This window comes from Nitratireductor sp. B36, from assembly GCF_020833685.1.
Lineage (GTDB): Bacteria > Pseudomonadota > Alphaproteobacteria > Rhizobiales > Rhizobiaceae > Nitratireductor.
This window is the reverse complement of sequence record NZ_JACKZY010000002.1, coordinates 590,179-612,143: the sequence shown is the minus strand read 5'-3', so window position 1 is coordinate 612,143 and position 21,965 is coordinate 590,179. Positions and strand designations below refer to the sequence as shown.

19 protein-coding genes and 1 riboswitch are annotated in these 21,965 nt (G+C 60.6%); of the genes, 5 read left to right on the top strand and 14 right to left on the bottom strand.

All coding sequences use genetic code 11. From position 1 onward, the window contains the following. The first annotated feature begins 16 nt into the window (after nucleotides 1-16). Nucleotides 17-907, top strand: coding sequence for a PaaX family transcriptional regulator C-terminal domain-containing protein (locus tag H7H48_RS09520; RefSeq protein WP_229448821.1), 891 nt, complete (start codon nucleotides 17-19; stop codon nucleotides 905-907). A gap of 2 nt (nucleotides 908-909) precedes the next feature. On the opposite strand, the gene H7H48_RS09515 is transcribed toward H7H48_RS09520, so the two are convergent. From H7H48_RS09515 to H7H48_RS09465, 11 genes are all read right to left on the bottom strand, one after another. Next, the gene (locus H7H48_RS09515; protein ID WP_229448820.1) at nucleotides 910-1,854 is read right to left on the bottom strand and encodes a DMT family transporter; all 945 of its coding nucleotides are present in this window, start codon (nucleotides 1,852-1,854) and stop codon (nucleotides 910-912) included. A gap of 92 nt (nucleotides 1,855-1,946) precedes the next feature. Then, entirely contained in the window at nucleotides 1,947-2,321 is a 375-nt protein-coding gene (locus H7H48_RS09510) for a DoxX family protein (protein ID WP_229448817.1), read from the bottom strand. 40 nt (nucleotides 2,322-2,361) lie between these two features. Then, a complete protein-coding gene (locus H7H48_RS09505; protein WP_229448816.1) occupies nucleotides 2,362-2,829 on the bottom strand; it encodes a carboxymuconolactone decarboxylase family protein in 468 nt (155 codons plus the stop codon). Between the two features lie 35 nt (nucleotides 2,830-2,864). Next, complete coding sequence (locus tag H7H48_RS09500) at nucleotides 2,865-3,356, bottom strand: Rrf2 family transcriptional regulator (protein ID WP_229448814.1); 492 nt, start codon at nucleotides 3,354-3,356, stop codon at nucleotides 2,865-2,867. A 190-nt stretch (nucleotides 3,357-3,546) separates the two neighbouring features. Then, on the bottom strand, nucleotides 3,547-4,857 hold the full coding sequence (preA, locus tag H7H48_RS09495; protein ID WP_229448813.1) for an NAD-dependent dihydropyrimidine dehydrogenase subunit PreA: 1,311 nt from the start codon (nucleotides 4,855-4,857) through the stop codon (nucleotides 3,547-3,549). A gap of 14 nt (nucleotides 4,858-4,871) precedes the next feature. Continuing rightward, a complete protein-coding gene (locus tag H7H48_RS09490) occupies nucleotides 4,872-6,224 on the bottom strand; it encodes an NAD(P)-dependent oxidoreductase (protein ID WP_229448812.1) in 1,353 nt (450 codons plus the stop codon). A gap of 195 nt (nucleotides 6,225-6,419) precedes the next feature. Further along, a complete protein-coding gene (locus H7H48_RS09485; protein ID WP_229448811.1) occupies nucleotides 6,420-7,358 on the bottom strand; it encodes a peptidase inhibitor family I36 protein in 939 nt (312 codons plus the stop codon). Nucleotides 7,359-7,476: 118 nt separating this feature from the next. Continuing rightward, complete coding sequence (locus H7H48_RS09480) at nucleotides 7,477-10,095, bottom strand: dipeptide ABC transporter ATP-binding protein (protein ID WP_229449226.1); 2,619 nt, start codon at nucleotides 10,093-10,095, stop codon at nucleotides 7,477-7,479. A 23-nt stretch (nucleotides 10,096-10,118) separates the two neighbouring features. Further along, entirely contained in the window at nucleotides 10,119-11,276 is a 1,158-nt protein-coding gene (locus H7H48_RS09475; protein ID WP_229448810.1) for an ABC transporter permease, read from the bottom strand. 12 nt (nucleotides 11,277-11,288) lie between these two features. After that, the gene (locus H7H48_RS09470; RefSeq protein ID WP_229448809.1) at nucleotides 11,289-12,326 is read right to left on the bottom strand and encodes an ABC transporter permease; all 1,038 of its coding nucleotides are present in this window, start codon (nucleotides 12,324-12,326) and stop codon (nucleotides 11,289-11,291) included. Between the two features lie 83 nt (nucleotides 12,327-12,409). Next, on the bottom strand, nucleotides 12,410-14,062 hold the full coding sequence (locus H7H48_RS09465; protein ID WP_229448808.1) for an ABC transporter substrate-binding protein: 1,653 nt from the start codon (nucleotides 14,060-14,062) through the stop codon (nucleotides 12,410-12,412). Between the two features lie 276 nt (nucleotides 14,063-14,338). Next, nucleotides 14,339-14,546: riboswitch (cobalamin riboswitch) on the top strand. Between the two features lie 125 nt (nucleotides 14,547-14,671). Here H7H48_RS09465 and H7H48_RS09460 point away from each other — a divergent pair. From H7H48_RS09460 to H7H48_RS09445, 4 genes are read left to right on the top strand one after another with little or no spacing between them, the layout of a single operon-like run. Further along, nucleotides 14,672-16,525 (top strand): TonB-dependent siderophore receptor, encoded by a 1,854-nt coding sequence (locus H7H48_RS09460; RefSeq protein WP_229448807.1) that lies wholly within the window; start codon nucleotides 14,672-14,674, stop codon nucleotides 16,523-16,525. After that, nucleotides 16,525-17,394 carry an ABC transporter substrate-binding protein gene (locus tag H7H48_RS09455; RefSeq protein ID WP_229448806.1) on the top strand — a complete coding sequence of 290 codons (870 nt, stop codon included), beginning with the start codon at nucleotides 16,525-16,527 and terminating at the stop codon, nucleotides 17,392-17,394. Before H7H48_RS09460 ends, H7H48_RS09455 begins: the two co-directional genes overlap by 1 nt. Next, the gene (locus H7H48_RS09450) at nucleotides 17,370-18,371 is read left to right on the top strand and encodes a FecCD family ABC transporter permease (RefSeq protein WP_370633359.1); all 1,002 of its coding nucleotides are present in this window, start codon (nucleotides 17,370-17,372) and stop codon (nucleotides 18,369-18,371) included. Before H7H48_RS09455 ends, H7H48_RS09450 begins: the two co-directional genes overlap by 25 nt. Beyond that, nucleotides 18,371-19,156, top strand: coding sequence for an ABC transporter ATP-binding protein (locus H7H48_RS09445; protein ID WP_229448803.1), 786 nt, complete (start codon nucleotides 18,371-18,373; stop codon nucleotides 19,154-19,156). The genes H7H48_RS09450 and H7H48_RS09445 overlap by 1 nt, the downstream gene beginning before the upstream one ends. On the opposite strand, the gene H7H48_RS09440 is transcribed toward H7H48_RS09445, so the two are convergent. The 3 genes from H7H48_RS09440 to H7H48_RS09430 are packed head-to-tail and all read right to left on the bottom strand — an operon-like array spanning nucleotide 19,153 to nucleotide 21,768. Beyond that, nucleotides 19,153-20,553 (bottom strand): S8 family serine peptidase, encoded by a 1,401-nt coding sequence (locus H7H48_RS09440; protein ID WP_229448802.1) that lies wholly within the window; start codon nucleotides 20,551-20,553, stop codon nucleotides 19,153-19,155. The genes H7H48_RS09445 and H7H48_RS09440 overlap by 4 nt on opposite strands. Beyond that, a complete protein-coding gene (locus H7H48_RS09435; protein WP_229448801.1) occupies nucleotides 20,546-21,202 on the bottom strand; it encodes a hypothetical protein in 657 nt (218 codons plus the stop codon). The genes H7H48_RS09440 and H7H48_RS09435 overlap by 8 nt, the downstream gene beginning before the upstream one ends. Then, nucleotides 21,199-21,768 (bottom strand): sigma-70 family RNA polymerase sigma factor, encoded by a 570-nt coding sequence (locus tag H7H48_RS09430; RefSeq protein ID WP_229448800.1) that lies wholly within the window; start codon nucleotides 21,766-21,768, stop codon nucleotides 21,199-21,201. The genes H7H48_RS09435 and H7H48_RS09430 overlap by 4 nt, the downstream gene beginning before the upstream one ends. Nucleotides 21,769-21,965 lie beyond the last annotated feature (197 nt).

Genomic DNA, 21,965 nt, shown 5'->3' with positions numbered 1-21,965 from the left:
ATGGCATTTGAAGAGAATGGATGTGCCCGCAGAACCTTCCGAATCCGCCCTTGCCGACCTGATCGAACGTCTGCATCAGCGCGGGCGTGTTCGTGTCTGGTCTTTGGTGATCACCCTCTTCGGCGACGCCATTGTGCCGCGCGGCGGCGAAGCACCGCTAGCGGGGCTCCAAGAGGTCATGGCGCGGCTTGGCATCGAAGCGGGAGCATTGCGCACAGCCATGTCACGGCTTGCCAGCGACGGTTGGGTGGTGCGCGAGCGACGCGGTCGCAACTCGTTTTTCTCCCTCGACAAGCACGGACGGCACGCCTTTGACCTTGCGACCCGTCGTATCTATGCGGGCGGGCCACCAGCCTGGGATGGTTCGTGGACCGTTGCTATCGCCGCACCCGGCAGCAATGGCATGCATGATGCCACTCTAAAGGACGGCGGATTTCTCAAGATCGCCGATGGAATCTATCTTCTTCCACGCACCGTAGAGCCACCCGACAGCACGGCACCCGGCGATGCTCCTTTGAGCGAGATGCTGGTGATCCACGGCTCGAGCGCCGAGCACCCCGAAATGCTGCGAAACCTCTGGCCTTCAGAAGAGATCGCTGGCGCCTATCGCCAACTGGTTGCCGAGTATACACCCCTAGCTGACAGCCTTTCTAAAACGCCGCTTCCAACCCCAGTGGACGCGATGGCAGCGCGAACCCTGCTTATCCATGACTGGCGACGGATCGTTCTGCGCGATCCCGGCCTGCCAATGGCTCTCCTGCCAAAGGACTGGCCCGGAGAAAAGGCAAGGAGCCTGGTTCACGATATCTATCGCCGGCTTGTCGAGCCCAGCGAACGCTGGCTTGATCAGACAGGCCTGCCGCCGCTCAGGAACGCCGACACCTTCCAGCGCCGGTTTGTCGGATAGGTTCACCTTTCGGGCGACAATGCCAGAATGATCAATCCGAAGATGGTGAGAACCGCGCCTGCGATCACCGAAAGGCTGGCCCAGCCATGACCGAGCAACCCCTCGAACACAATGATCAGCGTCGGCGTCAGATAGTTATAAGCCAGAACTTTTGAGGCCGGCAGACGCAGAGCGGCAAACTGGAGCAGGAAAAAGGTGCCCGCCGTCGTGAAAATCGCGAGATAAAAGATCGCGATCCAGGTAACCGACGGCAATGCACTCCATTCAGTCGCAGCGATCTCCGGTACGCCATATATCGCTATCAGTAAACCGGTTGCCAGAAGCGTCCAGAACGTAAATGCGATGATGGGTTCACCGCGGTTGTAAAGCCGCACCAATGAGGCATAGGCGGCGTGCGCAACCACACCGGCGAAGAAGATCAACTCTCCCTTGCCCAGATCGAAGCGACGCATGGCCTCCAGATTCCCGTCGAAAATGACCCAGACCGAGCCCAGACCCGCCAGGACGAGACTTGGTATGACAAGCCCGCGCGGCACCTGTCGGAGAATGAGAAACCCGAAAAAGGCGCTGAGCAGTGGCATCAACGTGAACACCGCCCCGGTCGACACCGGGCTTGTCATGCCAAGCGCCATGAACATGGTGACGAAATAGAATGCCATCAGCCCGCCCAGCACCAGAAAGCGCCATGGGGCTTTGGGGAGAGGCAGCGGCTGGCGCAGAACAAGCCGCACCATCACGCCCATGAAGACAATCCCGATCAGGAATCGTGCCGCATTGAGGGCCACCGGGCCAATATGCGGCGCAGCCAAGGACCCTAGCGAAAACGATCCGGCCACCAATGTTGCGAAGCCGAGCATGGCAAGATGCCCAAGCTTCTTCTGAATACCGGTCGCGCTTGAGCGATGTGCAGCGCGGCGCGCCGCCTTGGTGTCCACGGTGTCGGTCAAACCCGCCTCCCTTTCTCCCCCCGATGTTTAAAGAAAAGGCCCGGAAACCGAAACCGGTTTCCGGGCTCTTCCGTAAACTTGCAAGGCTTGGATCATCCGTACGCGACGACGAGCAGAAAACTCCCGGCAAGAGCAGTGTTGGTGATCACACCATTGAGGTGCGCGACCCGCTCCTCTCCCTGATAATCCCAGAAATTGTGAAAGATCAGGGTTGCGACGATCAGGAATACAATCAATCCCAAAGCCGCAAATGCGGAATACAGACCGATCATCAGCAAGAGCCCGGCCACACACTGGATCGCTATACCGGTTATCAGCACGATTGAAGCCAGGGGCACCCCGCGCGCGGACAGCGCACCCGTCAGAAAGGACATACTGCCAAGATTGCGCAATCCCGCGAAGACGAAGGCTCCACCAAGAAGCAAACGCCCCAGAACAGGAATGAACGTGGGTACTGTTTCAAACATCATCCACTCCAATCGATTGCAGATGAAATGGCCACTCTCCCTACGCCACGTTCCGCGCGCTATCCGGAACGACAGGATGTACGGAGCGGAACGGGATCGCGATCCGGTTCCAGACGTTGATCAGGCCGACCAGAACCGTGAGTTGGACCAGTTCCGGTTCTGAAAAATGCTCAAGCATGTTTTCGTAATCCTCATCCTCCACCGGGCCTTCGGCAATCTTTGTGAGGCGTTCGGTCCACCCGAGGGCCGCGCGCTCCCGTTCCGTAAACAGGGGAGATTCCCGCCAGGCCGAGACAAGATGCACGCGTTGCTCGCTCTCGCCATCCCTCCGCGCCTCGCGCGTGTGCATGTCGACGCAATAGCTGCAGCCATTGATCTGCGAGGCACGCAGGTTCACCAGATGGATCAGCCCGCGATCCAGCCCGGATTTGTCCACCGCCTTCTTCAGATCAAGCACGGCGCCGATCAATTCGGGCTGGGTTTTCATGTAGTTCAGACGTTCCTGCATGGTCCTGTCCTTCTCTTCTAAATGCGGGCACTGCCCTATGGACGTTGATGACGCTCGACAAAGGCGCAACCAAAGGCAAGCGAACGGGGATCCGCGCTCGCCTGATAGTCGGAAATCACATCTGAGAGCCGCGTCTTGCGAAGCTCGGCACGGTAAGCCTGCTCGGCGCGCAGCATGGCAGCGTTGATACCGCATGGTTTCGCATAGGCCTTCGGCTCCAGAGCCCCCGGCCCGCGCTGGCGGATTTCCGCACAACGAAAGGCAGGTCTGGGACCTTCGATCGCCAACACCACGTCAAGCAGCGTGACCGCATCCGCGGAGCGCGCCAACCGATAGCCCCCATGGGGGCCGGGAACAGATTCCAGAAGGCCTGCCGCCGTGAGCTGCTTGAGATGTTTCAGAAGATAACTTTGCGAAAGACCGTGATATTCGGCCAGCGCACTGGCAGGCATGGTTCGTCCCTCATCCAGCTGCGCCAGAAGCGTGGCGCAATGAACAGCAGCCTCGACACCCTCGCTTAGTTTCATATCGACCTCCATAATATCGATATTTAATATCCTGGATATTTTATATCCGCAATAGAAGCAAAACCGCCAATTGCCATCTCCTGACAGATGGCCGTGTTGCTCGGTCAGACGGGCGGCAGGCTTTTAGTGCAGGGATGCGTGTGAAGAGGGTGTACAGGAAAACGGCGGCAGTATGCCGCCGCCGCTCTCGCTATTCCGCAGCCACTTTGGCCGGGTTGTTGGGATGCGTCGTCCAGTTGGCGTAGACGGGCTGGACTGTCTCGCCCGTGCGCTTGTCGAGCGCGCCGGCGGCCAGCGGCACCATGTCGATACAGCCTTCCACCGGGCAGACATTGACACAAAGATTGCAGCCAACGCATTCCTCTTCCATCACCTCAAAATGGCGTTTGCCATCCACCATGGCGGTGATCGCCTGATGAGAAGTGTCTTCGCAGGCAATGTGACAGCGCCCGCATTTGATGCACTGATCCTGATCGATCCGCGCCTTGGTCACGTAGTTTAGATTGAGATACTGCCAGTCGGTCACGTTTGGTGTCGCCCGGCCGATCACGTCATCAAGCGTGGTGTGCCCCTTGGCGTCCATCCAGTTTTCCAGCCCCTCGATCATTTCCTCGACGATCTTGAAGCCATAGGTCATGGCCGCGGTGCACACCTGCACCGTTCCTGCCCCCAGCGCCAGGAACTCGGCCGCATCGCGCCATGTGGTGACACCGCCGATGCCGGAAATCGGCAGACCGGCAGTCTCGGGATCGCGCGCGATCTCGGCCACCATGTTGAGCGCAATCGGCTTCACCGCCGGGCCGCAATAGCCACCATGAGAGCCCTTGCCATCAATGGTGGGCTCGGGAGCAAAGCTGTCGAGGTCCACTCCCGTGATCGAGTTGATCGTGTTGATGAGCGACACCGCATCCGTGCCGCCGGCATGAGCGGCGCGAGCCGGTTTGCGCACATCGGTGATGTTCGGCGTGAGCTTGGTGATGACAGGCATGCGCGTGGTCTGCTTGCACCAGCGCACCACCATCTCGACATATTCGGGCACCTGTCCAACAGCAGACCCCATACCACGCTCGCTCATGCCATGCGGACAGCCGAAATTGAGCTCGATGCCATCGGCTTCGGTTTCCTCGACCAAGGGAAGGATTGCCTTCCAGGCCTGTTCCTCACACGGCACCATGAGCGAAACGATCAGTGCGCGATCAGGCCAGTTCTTCTTCACCTGCTTGATTTCACGCAGGTTCAGATAAAGATCGCGGTCGGTGATGAGCTCGATATTGTTGAGGCCGAGAAGCCGGCGGTCAGCCCCCCAGATCGCGCCATAGCGCGGCCCATTGACATTGACGACCGGTGGGCCCTCCTCGCCAAGCGTCTTCCAGACGACACCGCCCCAGCCCGCCTTGAAGGCGCGTTCGACGTTGTAGGCCTTGTCGGTGGGCGGTGCGGAAGCAAGCCAGAAGGGATTTGGAGACTTGATACCAACGAAATTGCTGCGAATGTCTGCCATGGGTTTCTCGCTCCTCAGCCGGCCAATGCGCGGTGGATGCTCTCGGCCGCGTCGCGCCCCTGCGCGACTGCCGAAACGGTGAGGTCGTCGCCGCCGGCGATGCAGTCGCCGCCGGCCCAGACCTTCGACAAGGAGGTTCGCCCTTCCTCGTCGACCTTGATGCGACGCCCCTCAAGCGAAATCGATGCGCCGGAGCCGTTCAGAACCCCGGCCTCGAAAGACTGGCCAATGGCCTTGAACACCTGGTCGGCGCGCAGGGTCAGTGTCTCACCGGTTCCGGACAGCTTTCCGTCCTTCAGCGCCGTGTATTCAAGTTCGATCCCCGTGACCTTGCCATTCTCCGCGAGAATGCGCTGGGGCTGCAGCCAGTGCCGGATGACAACGCCTTTGGAGGCAGCCAGATCCTGCTCGAATTCGGATGCGTTCATGTGTTCCTGGCCCCGGCGATAGCAGATCGTCACCTCCTCGGCGCCAAGGAGCCTTGCCTGAACGGCAGCGTCGATGGCCGTCATCCCGCCGCCGATCACGACGACACGGCGACCGATCGGCAGGCTGGCGAGATCCTGCGCCTGACGCAGATGTGCGATATAATCCACCGCACTCTCAACACCTTCCACATCTTCGCCGTCCGCGCCGAGCGCGTTGACGCCGGCCAGCCCCATGCCGAGAAACACGGCGTCGAAATCCCGGCTAAGGTCACCGAGCGAAAAGTCCCGCCCCAGCGCCTTGCCTTCCTCAAGCGTGATGCCGCCAATCGCCATCACATAGTCCACCTCGGCCTGGGCGAACCCATCCGGTGTCTTGTAGACTGCAATGCCGAACTCGTTCAGGCCGCCAGGCTTTGATCTAGCCTCGAAGATGGTGACGTCATGCCCGTGCATGGCCAGTCGATGCGCGCAGGCAAGCCCCGCAGGCCCCGCTCCGACAATGGCAACCCGCTTGCCGGTTGGCGCGGCACGCTCATAAAACTGTGCGCCTACGGCCATCGCCGCATCGGTGGCATAGCGTTGCAGACGGCCGATCTGCACCGGCTTGCCCTCCGCCTCCTCGCGCACGCAGGCTTCTTCGCACAGCGTCTCCGTCGGGCAAACGCGGGCGCACATTCCGCCAAGAATGTTCTGGTCGAAGATCGTCCTGGCAGAGCCCAGCGGATTGTCCGTGGCAATCTGGCGGATGAACATGGGTATGTCGATCGATGTCGGACACGCCGTCATGCACGGCGCATCGAAGCAGAAGTAACAGCGATCCGCCTCCACGGCCGCCTCATGGCGGTCGAGCGGTGGATGCAGGTCGGAGAAGTTCCTGTCGTACTCCTCACCGGAAAGGCGGCCGGCGGCGATGCCGTCCGCATAGAGACCATCAGCCATTCCGTATTCCCCTTTTATTATTGGGGAAAGGCTAACGCAGTTTCATTTTTTTATCAATCGGTCAAATTTTGGAATGCGGTGCATGGCATTGATATTATATGATATTTATACTCATGTTTTAGCAACACAGACATTCCAAGCGAATGCGCGGGCCCGAGGGCCGGCGCACTTGCAAGAACCATTCCGATGGTCCGATCAATAGACCTCTATGGAACGAACAGGATCGTCGAAGACATCGCTCAGACGGCCCACACTGCGCTCGATCGTTTCGCACCAACCGCCATAATTACGCCGGTCACAGATGCGCACCTCGGCACCGCCTTCAAGACGCACCGACGCAATGCGGCGCACCCAGTCACGCGGCAGCGCCGGGTTCCCATCACCTGCATCGAAACAGATGCTTGCACCGCGAAACTCACGACGTTCGAAAAAGCACGCCCGACGCACCGGCTCGACATCGGGTTCATCACCTGCCCGCCGACGGAGCACACGGAAAGACGATACCGCATGGCCGCTGCGCACGAACGGCACATCACGCGTGAGCAGACTGCAGCGTCCATCATTGCCAGGGCGCGAACAGATCTCGACCGTGGTGCGCTGCCCCACACGAACCGAGGCAATGCGCCCACGCCACCCGGGCGCAAGGACGCGAACGTCTTCACCAATGCCCACGCAATACTGGCGCCCCTGAAAGTTCGGACGATCGTAGAAACAGGCGTTGCGCGGTGTCGGGCGGCGATCACCGCCAGAGCCCGCAATCTCATCAAACGCATCGTCGCGGTCGCGGTCCTCCAGCTCTCGCATCACGAAATCAAAGATTTCCAAACCGATCAAAGCACCGACATCGGAAATCGGGCGATCACGATAGCGCGGACGCGTATCACGCAGATGTCTCGCAGAGACCCATCCTTTTCGCGCGGCATACCCCACCTCGCACCACTCATAGCGCCGTGTACAGCGCAGTGTCGCAACACGGGCGCCCCGCGGGATGGTAAGCACGGCGCGATAACGCATGCCCGGCCCTTCGCGCATCTTCACATCGGCAGTCGCCTCGGCGGCAACACCACGCTGCGCATGGGCAGAGCTCGAAAGGGGGATCGACATTCCTGCCAGGGTCAGCAGGACAAGCAACATGGGAACGATCCGGGCAGGCACACGATTCTCCATCGCATATGGGCTGGCCCGCGCAAAGTGATGCAAAGTCGTAACGATATCCAGAAGAGATCGCTTAAAATGCGTGACAGGATCGGGATCAGCGCGGCTTCTTGCCAAAAACCCGCACATACTCCTCGACACCGCCTTTGGCCAGCGCCTTGGCCTGTTTCACCCAGTCGTCGCGTTCGATCCGGCCCTTGAAGCTCAGATGATCATCCACCCAGTCGCGCTCGGCCTTTTTCCAGGCCGCGATCTGCGCAAAGGTGTAGACGCCGAGATCGTTGAGCCGCGCCTCCAGCTTCGGCCCCACGCCGGAAATCAGCTTCAGATCATCCGGCTTTTTGGGCTGGCGGATGCGGGCGGGCTTCGCGTCTTTTGCCGCCTTTGCGGTTGCCGGCTTCACGCGGGTAGATGCCGCCTGACGCCCGCCTCCGGCCTCCGCCTGAACACGTTTCGGCGAGGAGGAGCCCGGCACCGCAGACAGGCCCGCCGCGGAAGCCCTGACCGGCTTTCGACCTCCGGCAATCGGCCGGATTTCGCCCTTTGCCTTCGGTTTCTGACTGGCCGCCTTTGCCTTCCCCTGCCGGCGCGCCGGTTTGCCGGCTTTCCGCGGCGCATCGAAACTGATCACCGGCTCCATGGATTTCAGAACGTCATCGTCCAGCCAGCAAAGGCTGAAATGTCCGTTGCCCAGATCCTTCAACGGCGGCACCTCCCGTTCGCATTTGCCGCCTGGGACCTGGTCCTTGTACCGGCATCGCGTCTGGAAGGGGCAGCCCGAGGGCGGGTTCATCGCCGAGGGTATGTCCCCTTCGAGCACGATATGCTTCTTGCGGACAGACGTGTCGGCAATCGGGATCGCCGAGAGCAGCGCCTCCGTATAGGGGTGATAGGGCGGCGCGAATATCTGGTCGGTCGTCCCCTGCTCCACGATATGGCCGAGATACATGACAACCACACGGTCGGCCAGATAGCGCACCACGGAAAGATCATGGCTGATGAACAGCATGGTGGTCTTGTTCTTGCGCTGAATGTCCATCAGGAGTTCGGTCACCGCCGCCTGCACGGAAACGTCGAGCGCGGAGACGGGCTCGTCCGCCACCACCACCTTGGCATTGCCGGCAAAGGCACGGGCGACACCGATGCGCTGCTTCTGCCCGCCGGAAAGCTGGCGCGGCATACGTTCTGCGAAGGCGCGTGGCAGCTTTACCAGATCGAGCAGTTCCAGCATGCGCTGCCTGCGGTCGGCCAGCGTCTTGCCGATGTTGAACTTCTCCAGCGTGCGCACGATCTGCGACCCCACGGAGTGGCTTGGATTGAGCGTGTCGAACGGGTTTTGAAACACCATCTGGATGCCGGCTACCGTGCCCGTATCCCGGTCCTCGACCGCCGTGGACTGAATGGGCTCGTTTGCCAGCACCACTTCGCCATCCGTCGCTGTCTCCAGCCCGAGGAGCACCTTGGCGAGGGTCGATTTTCCGCAGCCGGATTCGCCAACAATCGCGACGGTTTCCGATTCCCGCGCCTCAAAGCTGATCTGCTCATTGGCCTTGACGGTCTTGGTATCGCCGCCACCGAAGATGCTGTTGGCGGCGACGTGGTAGTATTTCTTGAGATTTTCGATGCGGAGCATCGGCTTGCCGGGCTCTATCGGCTCATTGTCCACAATCGCACCTTCCGGCAGCGCATTCCAGTCGATCTCATCAAAGCGCAGGCAGCGGGAATGGTGCCGTTGATGCCCTTCAACCGGCAGCATGGGCACGTCGCCGGCATCGCACAGACCTTCCTTGAAATGCTGGCAGCGCGGGCCGAAATTGCAGCCCTTTGGGCGCTCGTGCGGTAGCGGCAACTGGCCGGGAATAGCAATTAAGGGCCTCTCATTCTTGTCGGCACCCGGCAGCGGGATGGAGCGGAAGAGCCCCTGCGTATAGGGATGGCGCATCCGGTCGAACACGTCTTCAACGCGGCCCGTTTCCACCGCCTCACCCGAATACATCACTGTTACACGGTCACAGGTTTCAAGGATAAGGCCCAGATTGTGCGACACGAAGATCATCGACGTGCCGTATTTCTTGCCCAGTCCCTTCACCAGTTCGACGATTCCCGCCTCGACTGTCACGTCGAGCGCGGTGGTCGGCTCATCCAGCAAGAGCAGTGCCGGCTTCGACAGAAGCGCCATGGCGATGACGATGCGCTGCTGCTGGCCGCCAGAGAGCTGGTGCGGGTAAGACCGCATCATGCGTTCGGGATCGGGCAGCCGCACCGCGTCCACCATCTCCAGCGCGCGGCGCCACGCCTCGTCCTTCGACACATTGTCGTGGATGAGCGGCACTTCCATAAGCTGCTGGCCGATCTTCATGGCCGGGTTGAGGCTCGCCATCGGCTCCTGATAGATCATGGCAATCTCATTGCCGCGGATCTGGCGCAGTTCCTCCTCGCTCATCTCGGCCATGTCGCGGCCCTTGAACTTGATACGCCCGCCGACGATCTGCCCGACATTGGAAAGATCGCGCATGATGCCGAGCGAAACGGTCGACTTTCCGCAGCCGGATTCGCCCACAATGCCCATCGCCTCACCGGGCATGACCTCGCAGGAAAAATCCATCACTGCCGGGATTTCGCCGGCGCGCGTGAAAAAGGAAATAGAGAGGTTTTCGATTTCGAGGATCGGCTGACCGCTCTTTTGACCGCGTGTGATGCTGATGGCTTCGTTCATGGCGTCGCTCTCAGTGTTCATCCTCAATCCTTCAGCGATTGTTCGCGCAGCGCATCGGCAAGCAGGTTCAGCCCGAGCACGAAGGACATGAGGGCAAAAACGGGGGGCAGCGCCGGGTGCACATAGGCCCGGAGCAGACGGCTCGATTCCTTGATGCCCGTACCCCAGTCCGGGCTTTCAGGCGCGAGACCGAGGCCGAAATAACCGAGCGTTCCAAGAAGGATGGTCGTGTAGCCAATACGCAGGCACACATCGACAATGAGTGGCCCGCGCGCATTGGGCAGCACTTCCCACAGCATGATGTACCAGGGCGTTTCGCCACGCGTCTGGGCGGCTGCCACATAGTCACGCGTCTTGATGTCCATCACCAGCCCGCGAACGATGCGAAACACGCCCGGTGCCGAGGCGAAGACAACCGCCACGAAGATGTTAAGCTGGTTGGAGCTGATCGAGATGATGCCGAGCGGATCGGCATCGAACACGAGCCCCAGATAGGCCCAGCCACCGATGAGCAATGTCAGCGCAAGCTGGATCGCCAGAAGCTGCGGGCGGCTTCTGTAGCGCGTCCAGAAAAGCGTCACGAAAAAGACAATGGGGAAGATGAAGAACACACCGGCCATCCATTGCGGAATGGGTGTTTCGCGGATGCCCGGCGTCACCAGAAGATAGAAGAGCAGGATGACCGGAAAGGCGAGCACCAGATTGGCGAGGAAGGACAGGAAACTGTCGATCCGCCCGCCATAATAACCCGCCGGCAGGCCAAGCGTGGTGCCCACCATGAGGGCGAAGAGCGTCGCCGCTGGCGCGATGATCAGAACGATCTGGCTGCCATAGACCATGCGCGAGAACACGTCGCGCGCCAGCCGGTCGCCCCCGAACAGAAAGGCCTGTCCGCTTTCCGGCTCGATCCCGCCTGGAAGCACATTCTTCATGATCGGAAACTGCGCCAACGGATCGAAGGGCGCGACCGTGCCGGCGAAGATTGCGGTGAACAGCCAGAAGAAGCAGATCATGACGCCGGCAACGCCGACGCCCGTTTCAAAAAGCTGTCCATAGAGGCCGAGCCGCTCACGAAAGCGCAGGCTGAAGAACAGGATGATGGCCAGCGCTATCCACACCGGCCAGAAGCGCGCCAGCACGCCGAAGATAATGCCGAAAATGCCAAGGGTTTCTACCTGCATCGCGCGTCCTCCCTATTGCACGCGGATGCGCGGGTTGAGATAGGCATAGCCCACATCCGAAATGAGCTGCGTGGACAGGACGACGAAGACCGACACCAGAGAACAGCCTAAAAGCAGATCGATGTCGTTGTTGCTCGCCGCCTCCACCAGCGTGAAGCCAAAACCCTGATAGCGGAACATCACCTCGACGATGACAACGCCCGTCAGAAGCCAGGGGAACTGCAGCATGATGACGGTGAAGGGGGCGATCAGCGCATTGCGCAGCGCGTGCTTGATCACCACGGCACGAAAGCCCAGCCCCTTGAGGCGGGCAGTGCGGATATATTGCTGCGTCATCACCTCCACCATGGAGGCCCGTGTCATGCGCGCGATATAGCCAATGCCGTAAATCGCCATCGTCATCACCGGCAGGGTGAAATTGTAGAAGGAAATGCCCTGGCGCGTGGCTGTCGCGGCCGAGCCGTTCAACCATCCCAGCCATGAGGCGAAGATGACCGCAAAGATCACGCCGGACACATATTCCGGTGTTGCCGTGGTGGCAATCGAGGCGACAGAGAGTGTTCGGTCCGTTCGCGTCCCCTCCCGCATCCCCGCAAGGACACCGATCAGAAGTGCGACGGGAACCATCACCACCATGACCCAGAACATCAGGATGCCGGTAGCGCCAAGGGCCGGAAAGAGCTTTTCGGCGACCGGCACCTTGAACTTGGTCGAGCAGCCGAAGTCTCCCTGTAAAATGCCGCCGTAATAGGGCTCGGCCGGTTCATCGCAATAGGAGAACCGTGGCGAAGACACACCGGTTTCCGGATCGACATTCGGCTGCTTCTGCACCACGCCGAGCCACTGGCCGTAGCGCACGAAGAAATTCTGGCGGTACCCGTTCTTCTGAAGCCAACTTTCCAGCTCCGCAGCAGAGGAACGCATGTCAAGCTGGCTGATCGCCAGCTTTTTGAGGTTCGGCTCAAGATTGACCAGAAAGAAAACAACAAGGGTCAGACAAAGCATCGTCAATGCCATGACGCCCAGACGTCTTAGAATAAACCCAAGCACGGTTTCCCCTTCCCCCGTTTGCGGAGGTTGTTATTGATTGCCTGCGCAAAAGGGGGCCTCATGGCCCCCTTTCTGGTTCAGTCTCAGCCCTCGTCGAGCCAGACCTTTTCCAGATCGATCTCGAAGGTCTGGTGCATCCCGTGGTTCTTCACGGCCTCCACCGAGTGGTTGTAGAGCTTGCGCCAGTAGGGCTGGAGAATGATGCCCGAGCCCTGGATGATCTCCTCGATCTTCTTCATCACCTCGCGGCGATTGTCCGGATCGGGAATGGCCAGCGCCTCCTCGATCAGCTTGTCAAGCTCCGGATTGGAATAGGCGGATTCGTTCCAAGCCTCGCCCGTGCGGTAAGCGAGCGCCACCACCTGGATGCCCAGCGGACGCATGTTCCAGTTGGTCATGGAGAAGGGATACTTCGTCCAGTCGTTCCAGAAGGTGGAGCCGGGCAGGACCGTGCGCTTCACCTTGAAGCCGGCCTCGCGCAACTGGGCGGCGATGGCGTCGCCCGTGTTCTTGTGCCAGTCCTCGTCCACGGTGATGAGCTCGTGCTCATAGTCCATTTGGCCGGCTTCCTCCATCAGGGCCTTGGCCTCGTCGAGATTGCGCTCGAGCTTCGGCAGCTCCGCATATTCGGGATGGATCGGGCAGACATGGTGGTTCTCGGCCACCTCGCCGGCATTGTTGTAACCAAGCGCCAGCACGGTCGTGTTGTCGACGGCGCGCTGCAGCGCCCGGCGCACCTTCTCGTCGTCATAGGGCGCGTTGTCGACATTGGTGCGCGCCACGATGGTTGTCGCCGTGGTGACCTCGGATTTCACCAGTCCAAGTGAATCCAGAATGTCGACGAAATCGGCGGTAGTCTCGTAGTTCGTGTGTATTTCTCCGGATTCAAAGGCGCTGACGGTCGCGGACGGATCCGTGCCGTAGTCGATGAACTCGATTCCATCGAGATAGGCCTCGCCGCCCCACCATTTGCCGTCGGCCCGCTTCTTCAGCTCCACACGGTTGCCGACCTCATAGGACACGAGTTCAAACGGACCGGTCCCGATGGGATTTGCAACGAAATCGCGGCCCGTTTCATCAAAGCTTGGGTGAACAATAAGGGCCGGATAGTCCGACATGCCCGGAATGATCGAAATATCTGGTGCCGACAGGTTGAGCTTCACCGTCATGTCGTCGACCTTTTCGATCGCGCCCTCGCGCGCCTTCTTGGTCTCCGGATCGACGAGCGAAGCCATGCGGGCCGGCATGGAATTGCCTTCCACGGTCTGATCGCACCAGCGGTTGAAGTTGTAGATCACGTCATCCGCGGTGAAGGCGTCGCCGTTGTTCCAGGTCACGCCCGGCCGCACGTGAAGAATGTACTCAGTCGCGTCCTCGTTGACTTCCCAACTTTCGAGAAGCTTGCCCTCAAAGGTGAAATCGCGCGTGTACTTTACCAGCGGCTCAAGCGTCTGGCGCATGGCGTTGGCGATCTCCGACCAGTCGGCCGTACGTGGATCTTTCGGATCCTTGATGAACATCGCCACACGCAGCGTACCGCCTTTTTTCGGCTCCTGCGCCATTGCGTGTGTGGGGGCTGCGAGCCCCAGCATGCCGTAGGCGGTTGCTGTCGATGCGCCGAGCGCACTTGCGAGCGCAAGAAACTCTCGCCGGTCCATTCTGCCGGCACGTGCCTCATTCGCCATGTCGGCGACGTGTGCCGGCACATTCTCGCCATTGCTCTTGAAAAACGTCATCGACGCACTCCCATTATTTACCGTTTTCGGTTCGCCGTTAGCATTTCCCATCCCGACCCCGATGTCAAAATTGCCTCGAGGTTGGAGGAGGGAATTCTGCAACTTTTTCGACAAACCCAATGACGGATTTGCGACAGCATTGCCGCAAAAATTACATGAAGAGCCGATTTCGCAACAAGAGATGCGTTTCGTTGCTGCCAAACCCTGACGTCAGGAGTCACGTTCCAGGGGTCTGCGCCAACCTTGCGATTGACGCTGTCACGGCCAGTTGCTAAGCGATTTCGGTTCGCTTGAGGTGCTCTGGCAGGGTGTTCATCCGCCAGAGAAAAGGGAACACGGAACGGTCGTTTCGAACCGAAGCCGTGGCTGCTCCCGCAACTGTGAGCGCAGAGGCTCCTCGAATGCCACTGGGTGCAAGGCCCGGGAAGGCGAGGAAGCCAGTGAAGCGCGAGCCAGGAAACCTGCCTCAGGCCGTCACCGACCGGATGCGGGACGCTTCCGGGGCTGTGTTTCTCGCAGTGGTGGCGATTGTCATCGCTGGCGGGGAGACCGAACTCAGGCGTCTGTCGCTCTCCAGCACACCTAAGAACCTGGTCCTGGAGCACACGCATGCATTCACGCCGACACCGCAATTCTATCCTGTCCAGCACGACCGCACTGATACTTGGCTTCTCCGCGCTCACCACGCAGGCCGAGGACTTTGAGCTCGACACCCTGGTCATCACCCCCAGCCGCACGCCCACAGAGGCATCCAAAGTGGGCTCGACCGTGGAAATCATCGAGCGCGATGAGATCGAGGAACAGTCTTTGCCACTGGTACAGGATTATCTCAATCAACTGCCTGGTCTCAATCTCTCCCCGAATGGCGGTCCGGGCAACACCACCACGCTGATCATGCGCGGCCTTCGCGGGCAGTATGTAAAGACCCTCTTCGAGGGCATCGATATTTCGGAGGTTTCGGGCCCCACCGTGCAGTCCGCCTATGGTCATCTTCTCTCCGGCGGCATTGGGCGAATCGAAGTTCTGAAAGGCTCGCAGAGCACGCTCTATGGCTCCGATGCAATTGCCGGCGTGGTCAATCTCTCGACGCTTGGCGGCATTCCGCAGGGCATCGAACACGGCATTCATGTCGAAGGCGGGTCGCGCAAAACCGGCTTCGGCAACTACACGCTGACGGGCGGTTTCGACCGCGGCGAGTTTGGCCTGTCTCTATCTGGCTTCACCACCGATGGTTTCTCAATGGCATCATCCGGTGTTGAAGATGATGGGTACACCAATCTGACCGGGACATTCAGCGGCCGATACGAGATCAGCGACGATCTGGCCGTCTTCGCCAGCGGGCTTTTGTTGAATGGTTCGACGGAGACGGATGATGGGTATCCCATCGCTGACAGCCCGGCGAATGGCACGTTTCGTCAGGCAGCCGGGCGGGTTGGTGCCGAATTCTCTCTGTTTGACGGTCAATTGAACAACACGGTGTCGGCGCAGATATCCGATACTGCCCGCGAAAGCACCAGCGGCTTCGGTTCCACCTCAACCTTTGACGGATTGCGCTACAAGCTGGATTATCTCGGTTCTCTGGAAATCTCTCCCCAATTGACGCTCAATTTCGGCGCGGATTGGGAGCGTCAGACCGCCCTTACCGCAAGTGTCGATAAAAACGTTTCGATGGGCGGCGGCTGGATCGACGCGATCTACAGCCCGTTTGACGCGCTGACTTTGACAGCGGGCCTCCGCCACGACGAACACAGCACCTTCGGCGGGCACACATCCTGGCGTGCCACCGGCTCCTACGAATTTGCCAGCACCGGAACCCGTTTCCACTCCTCGGTCGGAACGGGTTATCGCGCGCCGAGCCTCTATGAGCTCTACGCACCATTCTATGGCAATATCAACCTGAAGCCAGAAACCAGCATCGGCTTTGATATTGGTGTCGAACAGCGTTTTCTGGATGACAGGCTCGTCACCGACCTCACCTTCTTCATGATCGATGTCGAGGACTATATCGGCTACCACCCGGTCACCTATCAGAACATCCAGACCGATGGCGTGGTGAAAACGCGCGGCGTGGAGGCGTCCTTTGCCTACGCGGCAACCGACTGGCTCGACCTGCGTGGCGCTTACACCTACACGAAAGCAACACAGACCGACGGACTGCGGGAAGTGCGCATCCCGAAGCACGACATCGCCCTCGGCGCTACCATCCGTCCAGCCGAACGCTGGGAGATCGGAGCAACGGCGAAAATCGCTCTCGATACGGTGGACGGTTATGTCGACGGCCCGCGCTCGGCGCTGGATGACTACGTTCTTCTCAACGCGAAAATCGCCTACAAGCCGAACGAAAACACGGAACTCTATCTGAGAGGCGAAAACCTGCTCGATCAGAAATATGAAGTCGTTCAGGGCTATGGCACACCCGGCTTCGGCGTGTTTGCCGGCTTCCGGGCAAAGTTCGCTCCCTGATGTTGAAGCGCCGGAAACGCCTCCCCTGCCTTTCCGGCCTTGTTCTTCTGGCCGGCGCGCTGCTTGTCGCGCCGGTCCTAGCCATGCCGAAACGGGTCATGTCGCTCAATCTGTGCACTGACCAGCTTGCCATGACATTGGCAGAACCGGGCCAGCTGGTGTCCGTCTCTTTTCTGGCGCGCGAACCGAGCCTCTCCATGCTGCATGAGAAAGCGCAGGGCTACCCGGTCAATCACGGGCTTGCAGAAGAAGTGTTTCTGGAAAATCCCGACCTGGTCGTCACCGGCACTTACTCATTGCACAACACCACCGCGCTGCTGAAACGTCTCGGCTTTCATGTCGAAGAGTTTTCCTTCGCGCAGACACTTGAAACCATTCCCGGTGAAATCCGGCGCATGGGTGCGCTCATCGGACAGGAGAAAAAAGCCGAAACCATAGCAAACGATTTCGACAGCGAACTCAAAGCGATTGCCGCCCGACAATGCGGCAAGCACCCGACGATGATCGCCTATGATCAGAATGGCATCGCCTCGGGGCGCGGCACGCTGGCCGATTCCGTGATGCAGGCTGCGGGCTTTGTCAATCTTGCCGCCGAAATGGGCATCGTTGGCGTAGCACCCTTTCCGCTTGAGCAGGTGATCGCCGCACAACCTGATGTCATCAACATGAGCACACCTCAAACGGCGCCAACGCTTGGAGAATACGTACCACGTCATCCCGCCATAGCCGCTCTTCCGCAGACGCGCGTCGGCGCATTCGTGCCTGAAGGCTCTCTGTCTTGCGGAACGCCCCTGGTGATCAAAGCCGTGCGGGCATTGGCAGCGCTCCGCTCCACGATGGCCCCCTGCCCCGAAAGCGCCGCGCCATGAGGCTTTCCATATCGCTTACACTCCTGGCTCTCGCGCTGTTCGTCGTGTCGCTATTGGTCGGCCCAGCTGAACTGTCCTCAGGAGACAGCGTTGCCGGCCTTTTTGCTGGCGGAGGAGAGGCAGCGGCCATCATCATGCGCGAAATTCGCCTGCCGCGCGCCATTCTTGGTCTCGCCATCGGCATTTCACTCGGGCTTTCCGGCGCGGTGCTTCAGGGGTTTTTGCGCAATCCGCTGGCCGAACCCGGCGTGATCGGCGTGTCCTCCATGGCAGCGCTCGGAGCGGTGCTGGTCTTCTACTCGGGGCTTGCCGGAAGCTCGCTCTACGCCCTCCCCGCCGGTGCGCTGTTCGGCGCACTCCTCGCAGTTCTCATCTTGCTTGCGATCGCCGCCCGCCAGGGCTCAACGCTTACACTTATTCTGGCGGGCGTTGCGCTCTCCAGTCTCGCAGGAGCGCTTACCTCACTCGTTCTCAACCTGTCGCCCAACCCTTTTGCCTCCTACGAGATCATCTTCTGGCTGCTCGGGTCTCTCAAAGACCGGTCCATGGAATTTGTGGCGATCGCCTTGCCGCTGATGGCTGTGGGCTGGTTCCTGATTTCGCTCTCAGCCCGCGCGATAGACGCGCTTTCACTTGGGGAGGAAGCAGCCTCCAGTCTCGGGATTCATATGGGCCGCGCACGCTTCATGATTGTAGCCGGTGTCGCACTCTCCGTCGGTGCGGCCACTGCGGTGAGCGGCACGATCGGCTTCATCGGCCTGGTTGTGCCTCATCTTATCCGCCCGCTCACCAACAGGATGCCAAGCAGTCTCCTGCTACCAGCCGGCCTTGGCGGCGCAGCATTGCTCCTCGCGGCAGACATCGCCGCGCGGATCGTTCTGCCAGCCGGCGAGCTCAATGTCGGCGTTCTGACGGCGCTTATCGGCGCACCGTTCTTCCTGTGGCTCGTTGTCCGCGCCCGCCGGGAGATGCTGTGATGAACCTCCAAGTCAAAAATCTGAGCGTAGTACTTGGAAAGAGGCAGGTCCTTGATGCCATCAGCTTCGATATTGAACCCGGACAGGTGATCGGTCTACTGGGGCCGAATGGCGCCGGTAAATCCACGCTCATGCGCGCGCTCAACGGGCACATAGCCGCCGCGGGCGCCATGCAGCTCGGCGAACACGATCTCGCGGCGATCGGCCCAGCCCAACGCGCCCGCCTCATCGCCTATCTGCCGCAGCAGAGAACCATAGGCTGGCGTCTGTCCGTGCGCGATCTGGTGGCCCTTGGCCGCCTGCCATGGCGAGCCTTCGGTCAGCGTCCGAACGCCCGGGACGAATCCGCAATCGCCCGCGCCATGGCAATGGCAGACATTGCACCGCTTGCCGACCGGGTCGCAAAGGAGCTGTCGGGCGGCGAGCAGGCTCGCGTTCTGATGGCGCGTGCAATCGTGCAGGAAACACCGCTTCTCATGGCCGATGAACCAGCCTCGGGCCTGGATGCAGCGCACCAGATCATGCTGATGCAATCGCTGAAACGGCTGGCCGCCGAAGGAAGAACCGTTCTGGTTTCGCTCCACGATCTCACACTGGCCGCCCGATGGTGCGACCAGGTCATGCTTCTCAACGAAGGAAAGCTGGCGGCGCTTGGAACGCCGGAAACCGTGCTCTCGGATGAAAACCTTGCGATAATTTACGGCGTGACAGCCCATCGTGCCCAGGACGATCAGGGCCTGGTCATCGCGCCTGTAGGTCTCAGGAAGGCTTCCACAGGCGGCTAATTGGCAGTCCGTCCTTCCATTGCCGCCCGTGTGTTCAGAAGTCCGTCGCCGAAATCATCATCCCGTCCAGGTCGGCCCAGATCCACCGCAGTCGTCCGCAGCAGTTGCGAAAGCGTCTCTGGTTCGGCGTCCTCGCCGGCATGGATCAGATTGGCAATCGCACCTGAGACGATTGCAGCGGCAAAAGATGTGCCGGTAACCACATCCATGCCGCCGGGAATTGGCGCCACCACGTTCACGCCGGGTGCTGAAAGATCGATATAGCGACCGCGATTGGCCTTTCCCATCACCCGGTCATGCACATCCGTTGCCGTCACGGCGATCACGCCATCATAGGCCGCAGGATAGCCGAAAGGCGCGCCCGGTCCGTTATTGCCGGCCGCAGCAACAAGCACGACACCCCGCGCCATCGCATTGCGGCAGGCGGACGAGAAAAGCGGGTTCTCCGGCCCGACAAAGCTCATATTCACGATTTGCGCCCCCTCTTCCACCGCCCAGTCGAGTGCGGCCAGAAGCACATTCGTGCTGGAGATACCGCCCTCGAAAGCCCGTGCATGGAGGAGCCGCACGCCGGGCGCCATGCCGCGAAACGGCCCATCGCCAGCAATCAGCCCAGAGATGGACGTGCCATGCTCCCGGTCTTTCACCGCCATGTCGGGGAGCGCGTCAAACACGCGTGCCACACGGTCGACAAGGGCCGGATGCGCCTCATCCAGCGCCGTATCTATCACGGCCACGCTCACATTCTCGCCGCTCGCCGCACCGGCATCGAGTGCGATCCGTTCGAACGCATAATTGACGACGCCTGCCGCCTGCTGAAGCTGAAACACGTGGTTCGGCACACGATCTGACAGCCGGCCGTCACCCTCGAGCTGTGCAAGCACAAAGGCCACCGGACGCACGTCGGGGATGCCGAACCGGGCAACGGTGCGCCCGAGCAAAGCCGATCCACGGGCCGAACGCAGCTCCAGGCCGAACTGTGCGGCCACGGCGGCGGCCACATCCGCATCGCCGTCAAGAGTGACAAGCACCTCGTCCGGCACAAAAGCCCCGGAGATGGCGCGTTGCGGCGCGACAGGCCGGGCATTGGCGCCCGCTCCCGCCGTTGTGGGAGGAGGAACGGTCTGGCCAGCCCCGCCGCCTGAAGCATTGCCATCTGTCTCAGGCGCGTCGCCGGATGCCGCGGGCTGCGCCAGTGCAGCCTCGCCCGTCCCCGGACCAAAAAGCTCCGCCAGCATCTGCGGCAGATAAACCACGCGCCGTTCGCCGGAGGCTGCGCGAGCCTGCGTTTCACCGCCCCCAGCCTCGGCTGGTGCGGTGGTCTGAGCGTGCGCGGCCATTGCCAGTTGGGCTGTGATGGCGATAGCCGCCAGCATGCGCGAAACCAACCTAGTCATCGCCGGGTCTGCGTCCGATGACGACGGTTTCCACGAATTCAGCCTTTTCGAGCCCGGCAACAATTGCGTCGTACTGCTCCGCCGTCTCTGCGGGCACAAGAACACGGTAGAGCCCACCCGGCAACGGTCCGGCGGCGATCTCGGCACCGCTTTCCTCCAATAGTGCCGAGACATCGGCCATGGAGGCATCCGCCGCAAACGTCACGAAGGCGAAGGGTGCATCCTCACGATCCGCACCCGCCACGGAATATTGCTCGGTCTGCGAAAGATTGAGCCAGACCGTCTGGCCCACAAGAATGGCGAGCGCAAGCCCGGCGGCCACCCACGCAGCCTGCACCGGCAGCGAAGGCAGAAAACCGGCCAGTCTTTCACGCAGCGAGGATTTCGCGGCCCTTTCAGGCCCTGCTTCTTCGGCCAACGCTCTGGAAAAACGGGTCAACGCATCGTCCGGCGGACGGATCGCCTCATTGTCGGCAATCGTTGCCGAATATTCACCCTCAGCTTCAGCCAACGAGGCCATGGCCTGCGGGTCGGAAGCGAGCCATTCCTCGACCTCGCGCAGTTCCGCGCCCGAAAGCGTGCCGTTCAGAAAGAAGGGCAACAGCGCCTCAAGCCGGTCGCGGCGGTTTGATTGTGCGTTCTCGCTCATGGCCAGCCTCGATCATATCCTGCCGCCTGCAGGGCTTCTCCAAGCTTCTTGCGGGCGTAAAACATTCTGGTTTTGACGGTGGCGACGGGGACGGAAAGGATTTCGCCGATCTCGGTCACCGACTTGCCGTGATAATAGGCGAGATCCACCACGGTGCGATGCTCCTCGGACAGCGCGTTGACGAATGAGCGCAGCGCCGCCGCCTTGTCATCCTTCATTGTGGTGACCTCGGGCGTGTCGGCGCTGTCTTCAATTGCCTCCGCCTGCCCGTCATCCAGCGTGCTTTCCCAACGCTTGCGCAAGGCCGAAAGCGCCTTGAAACGGGCGATGCCAAGCAGCCAGGTGGAGACCTGAGAGCGCGCCTCGAAGCGCGGCGCCTGGCGCCACACCTCCAGAAACACTTCATTCGCAATCTCGTCCGCCATGGTTTCCGATCCCGTCTGGCGCATCACGAAACGGAACACCCGCGTGTGATGCCGCATGAACAAGAGCCGGAGCGCCGCCCTATCGCCGCGCGCCGTTCTGGCCACGAGTGCAGCATCGGATGTCTGATCCGCACCACTCATGCCTGGCTCTTCGGCAGTGTGTTGCGCGACGGTGCGTTTCGGTTCATCGCTTCCCCCAGTTTCTGAAAAGCTAGTCCATTTGCGGTTCGGTGGAAACAGAATTGCCTCCCTCTATCGGCTTTACGGCGCTCTTCAGTGTGAACCTTTTCACAGCCTCGTCAGACAAACCCTGCAGGGTACGCATGGTGCGCACCCGG

What these genes read in the sequence shown, in the direction of transcription:
- H7H48_RS09520 (WP_229448821.1), top strand. Translation starts at nt 17, where the DNA reads ATGGATGTGCCCGCAGAACCTTCCGAATCCGCCCTTGCCGACCTGATC.
- H7H48_RS09510 (WP_229448817.1), bottom strand. Translation starts at nt 2,321, where the DNA reads ATGTTTGAAACAGTACCCACGTTCATTCCTGTTCTGGGGCGTTTGCTT.
- H7H48_RS09505 (WP_229448816.1), bottom strand. Translation starts at nt 2,829, where the DNA reads ATGCAGGAACGTCTGAACTACATGAAAACCCAGCCCGAATTGATCGGC.
- H7H48_RS09500 (WP_229448814.1), bottom strand. Translation starts at nt 3,356, where the DNA reads ATGAAACTAAGCGAGGGTGTCGAGGCTGCTGTTCATTGCGCCACGCTT.
- preA (WP_229448813.1), bottom strand. Translation starts at nt 4,857, where the DNA reads ATGGCAGACATTCGCAGCAATTTCGTTGGTATCAAGTCTCCAAATCCC.
- H7H48_RS09490 (WP_229448812.1), bottom strand. Translation starts at nt 6,224, where the DNA reads ATGGCTGATGGTCTCTATGCGGACGGCATCGCCGCCGGCCGCCTTTCC.
- H7H48_RS09485 (WP_229448811.1), bottom strand. Translation starts at nt 7,358, where the DNA reads ATGTTGCTTGTCCTGCTGACCCTGGCAGGAATGTCGATCCCCCTTTCG.
- H7H48_RS09480 (WP_229449226.1), bottom strand. Translation starts at nt 10,095, where the DNA reads ATGAACGAAGCCATCAGCATCACACGCGGTCAAAAGAGCGGTCAGCCG.
- H7H48_RS09475 (WP_229448810.1), bottom strand. Translation starts at nt 11,276, where the DNA reads ATGCAGGTAGAAACCCTTGGCATTTTCGGCATTATCTTCGGCGTGCTG.
- H7H48_RS09465 (WP_229448808.1), bottom strand. Translation starts at nt 14,062, where the DNA reads ATGACGTTTTTCAAGAGCAATGGCGAGAATGTGCCGGCACACGTCGCC.
- H7H48_RS09460 (WP_229448807.1), top strand. Translation starts at nt 14,672, where the DNA reads ATGCATTCACGCCGACACCGCAATTCTATCCTGTCCAGCACGACCGCA.
- H7H48_RS09455 (WP_229448806.1), top strand. Translation starts at nt 16,525, where the DNA reads ATGTTGAAGCGCCGGAAACGCCTCCCCTGCCTTTCCGGCCTTGTTCTT.
- H7H48_RS09445 (WP_229448803.1), top strand. Translation starts at nt 18,371, where the DNA reads ATGAACCTCCAAGTCAAAAATCTGAGCGTAGTACTTGGAAAGAGGCAG.
- H7H48_RS09440 (WP_229448802.1), bottom strand. Translation starts at nt 20,553, where the DNA reads ATGACTAGGTTGGTTTCGCGCATGCTGGCGGCTATCGCCATCACAGCC.
- H7H48_RS09435 (WP_229448801.1), bottom strand. Translation starts at nt 21,202, where the DNA reads ATGAGCGAGAACGCACAATCAAACCGCCGCGACCGGCTTGAGGCGCTG.
- H7H48_RS09430 (WP_229448800.1), bottom strand. Translation starts at nt 21,768, where the DNA reads ATGAGTGGTGCGGATCAGACATCCGATGCTGCACTCGTGGCCAGAACG.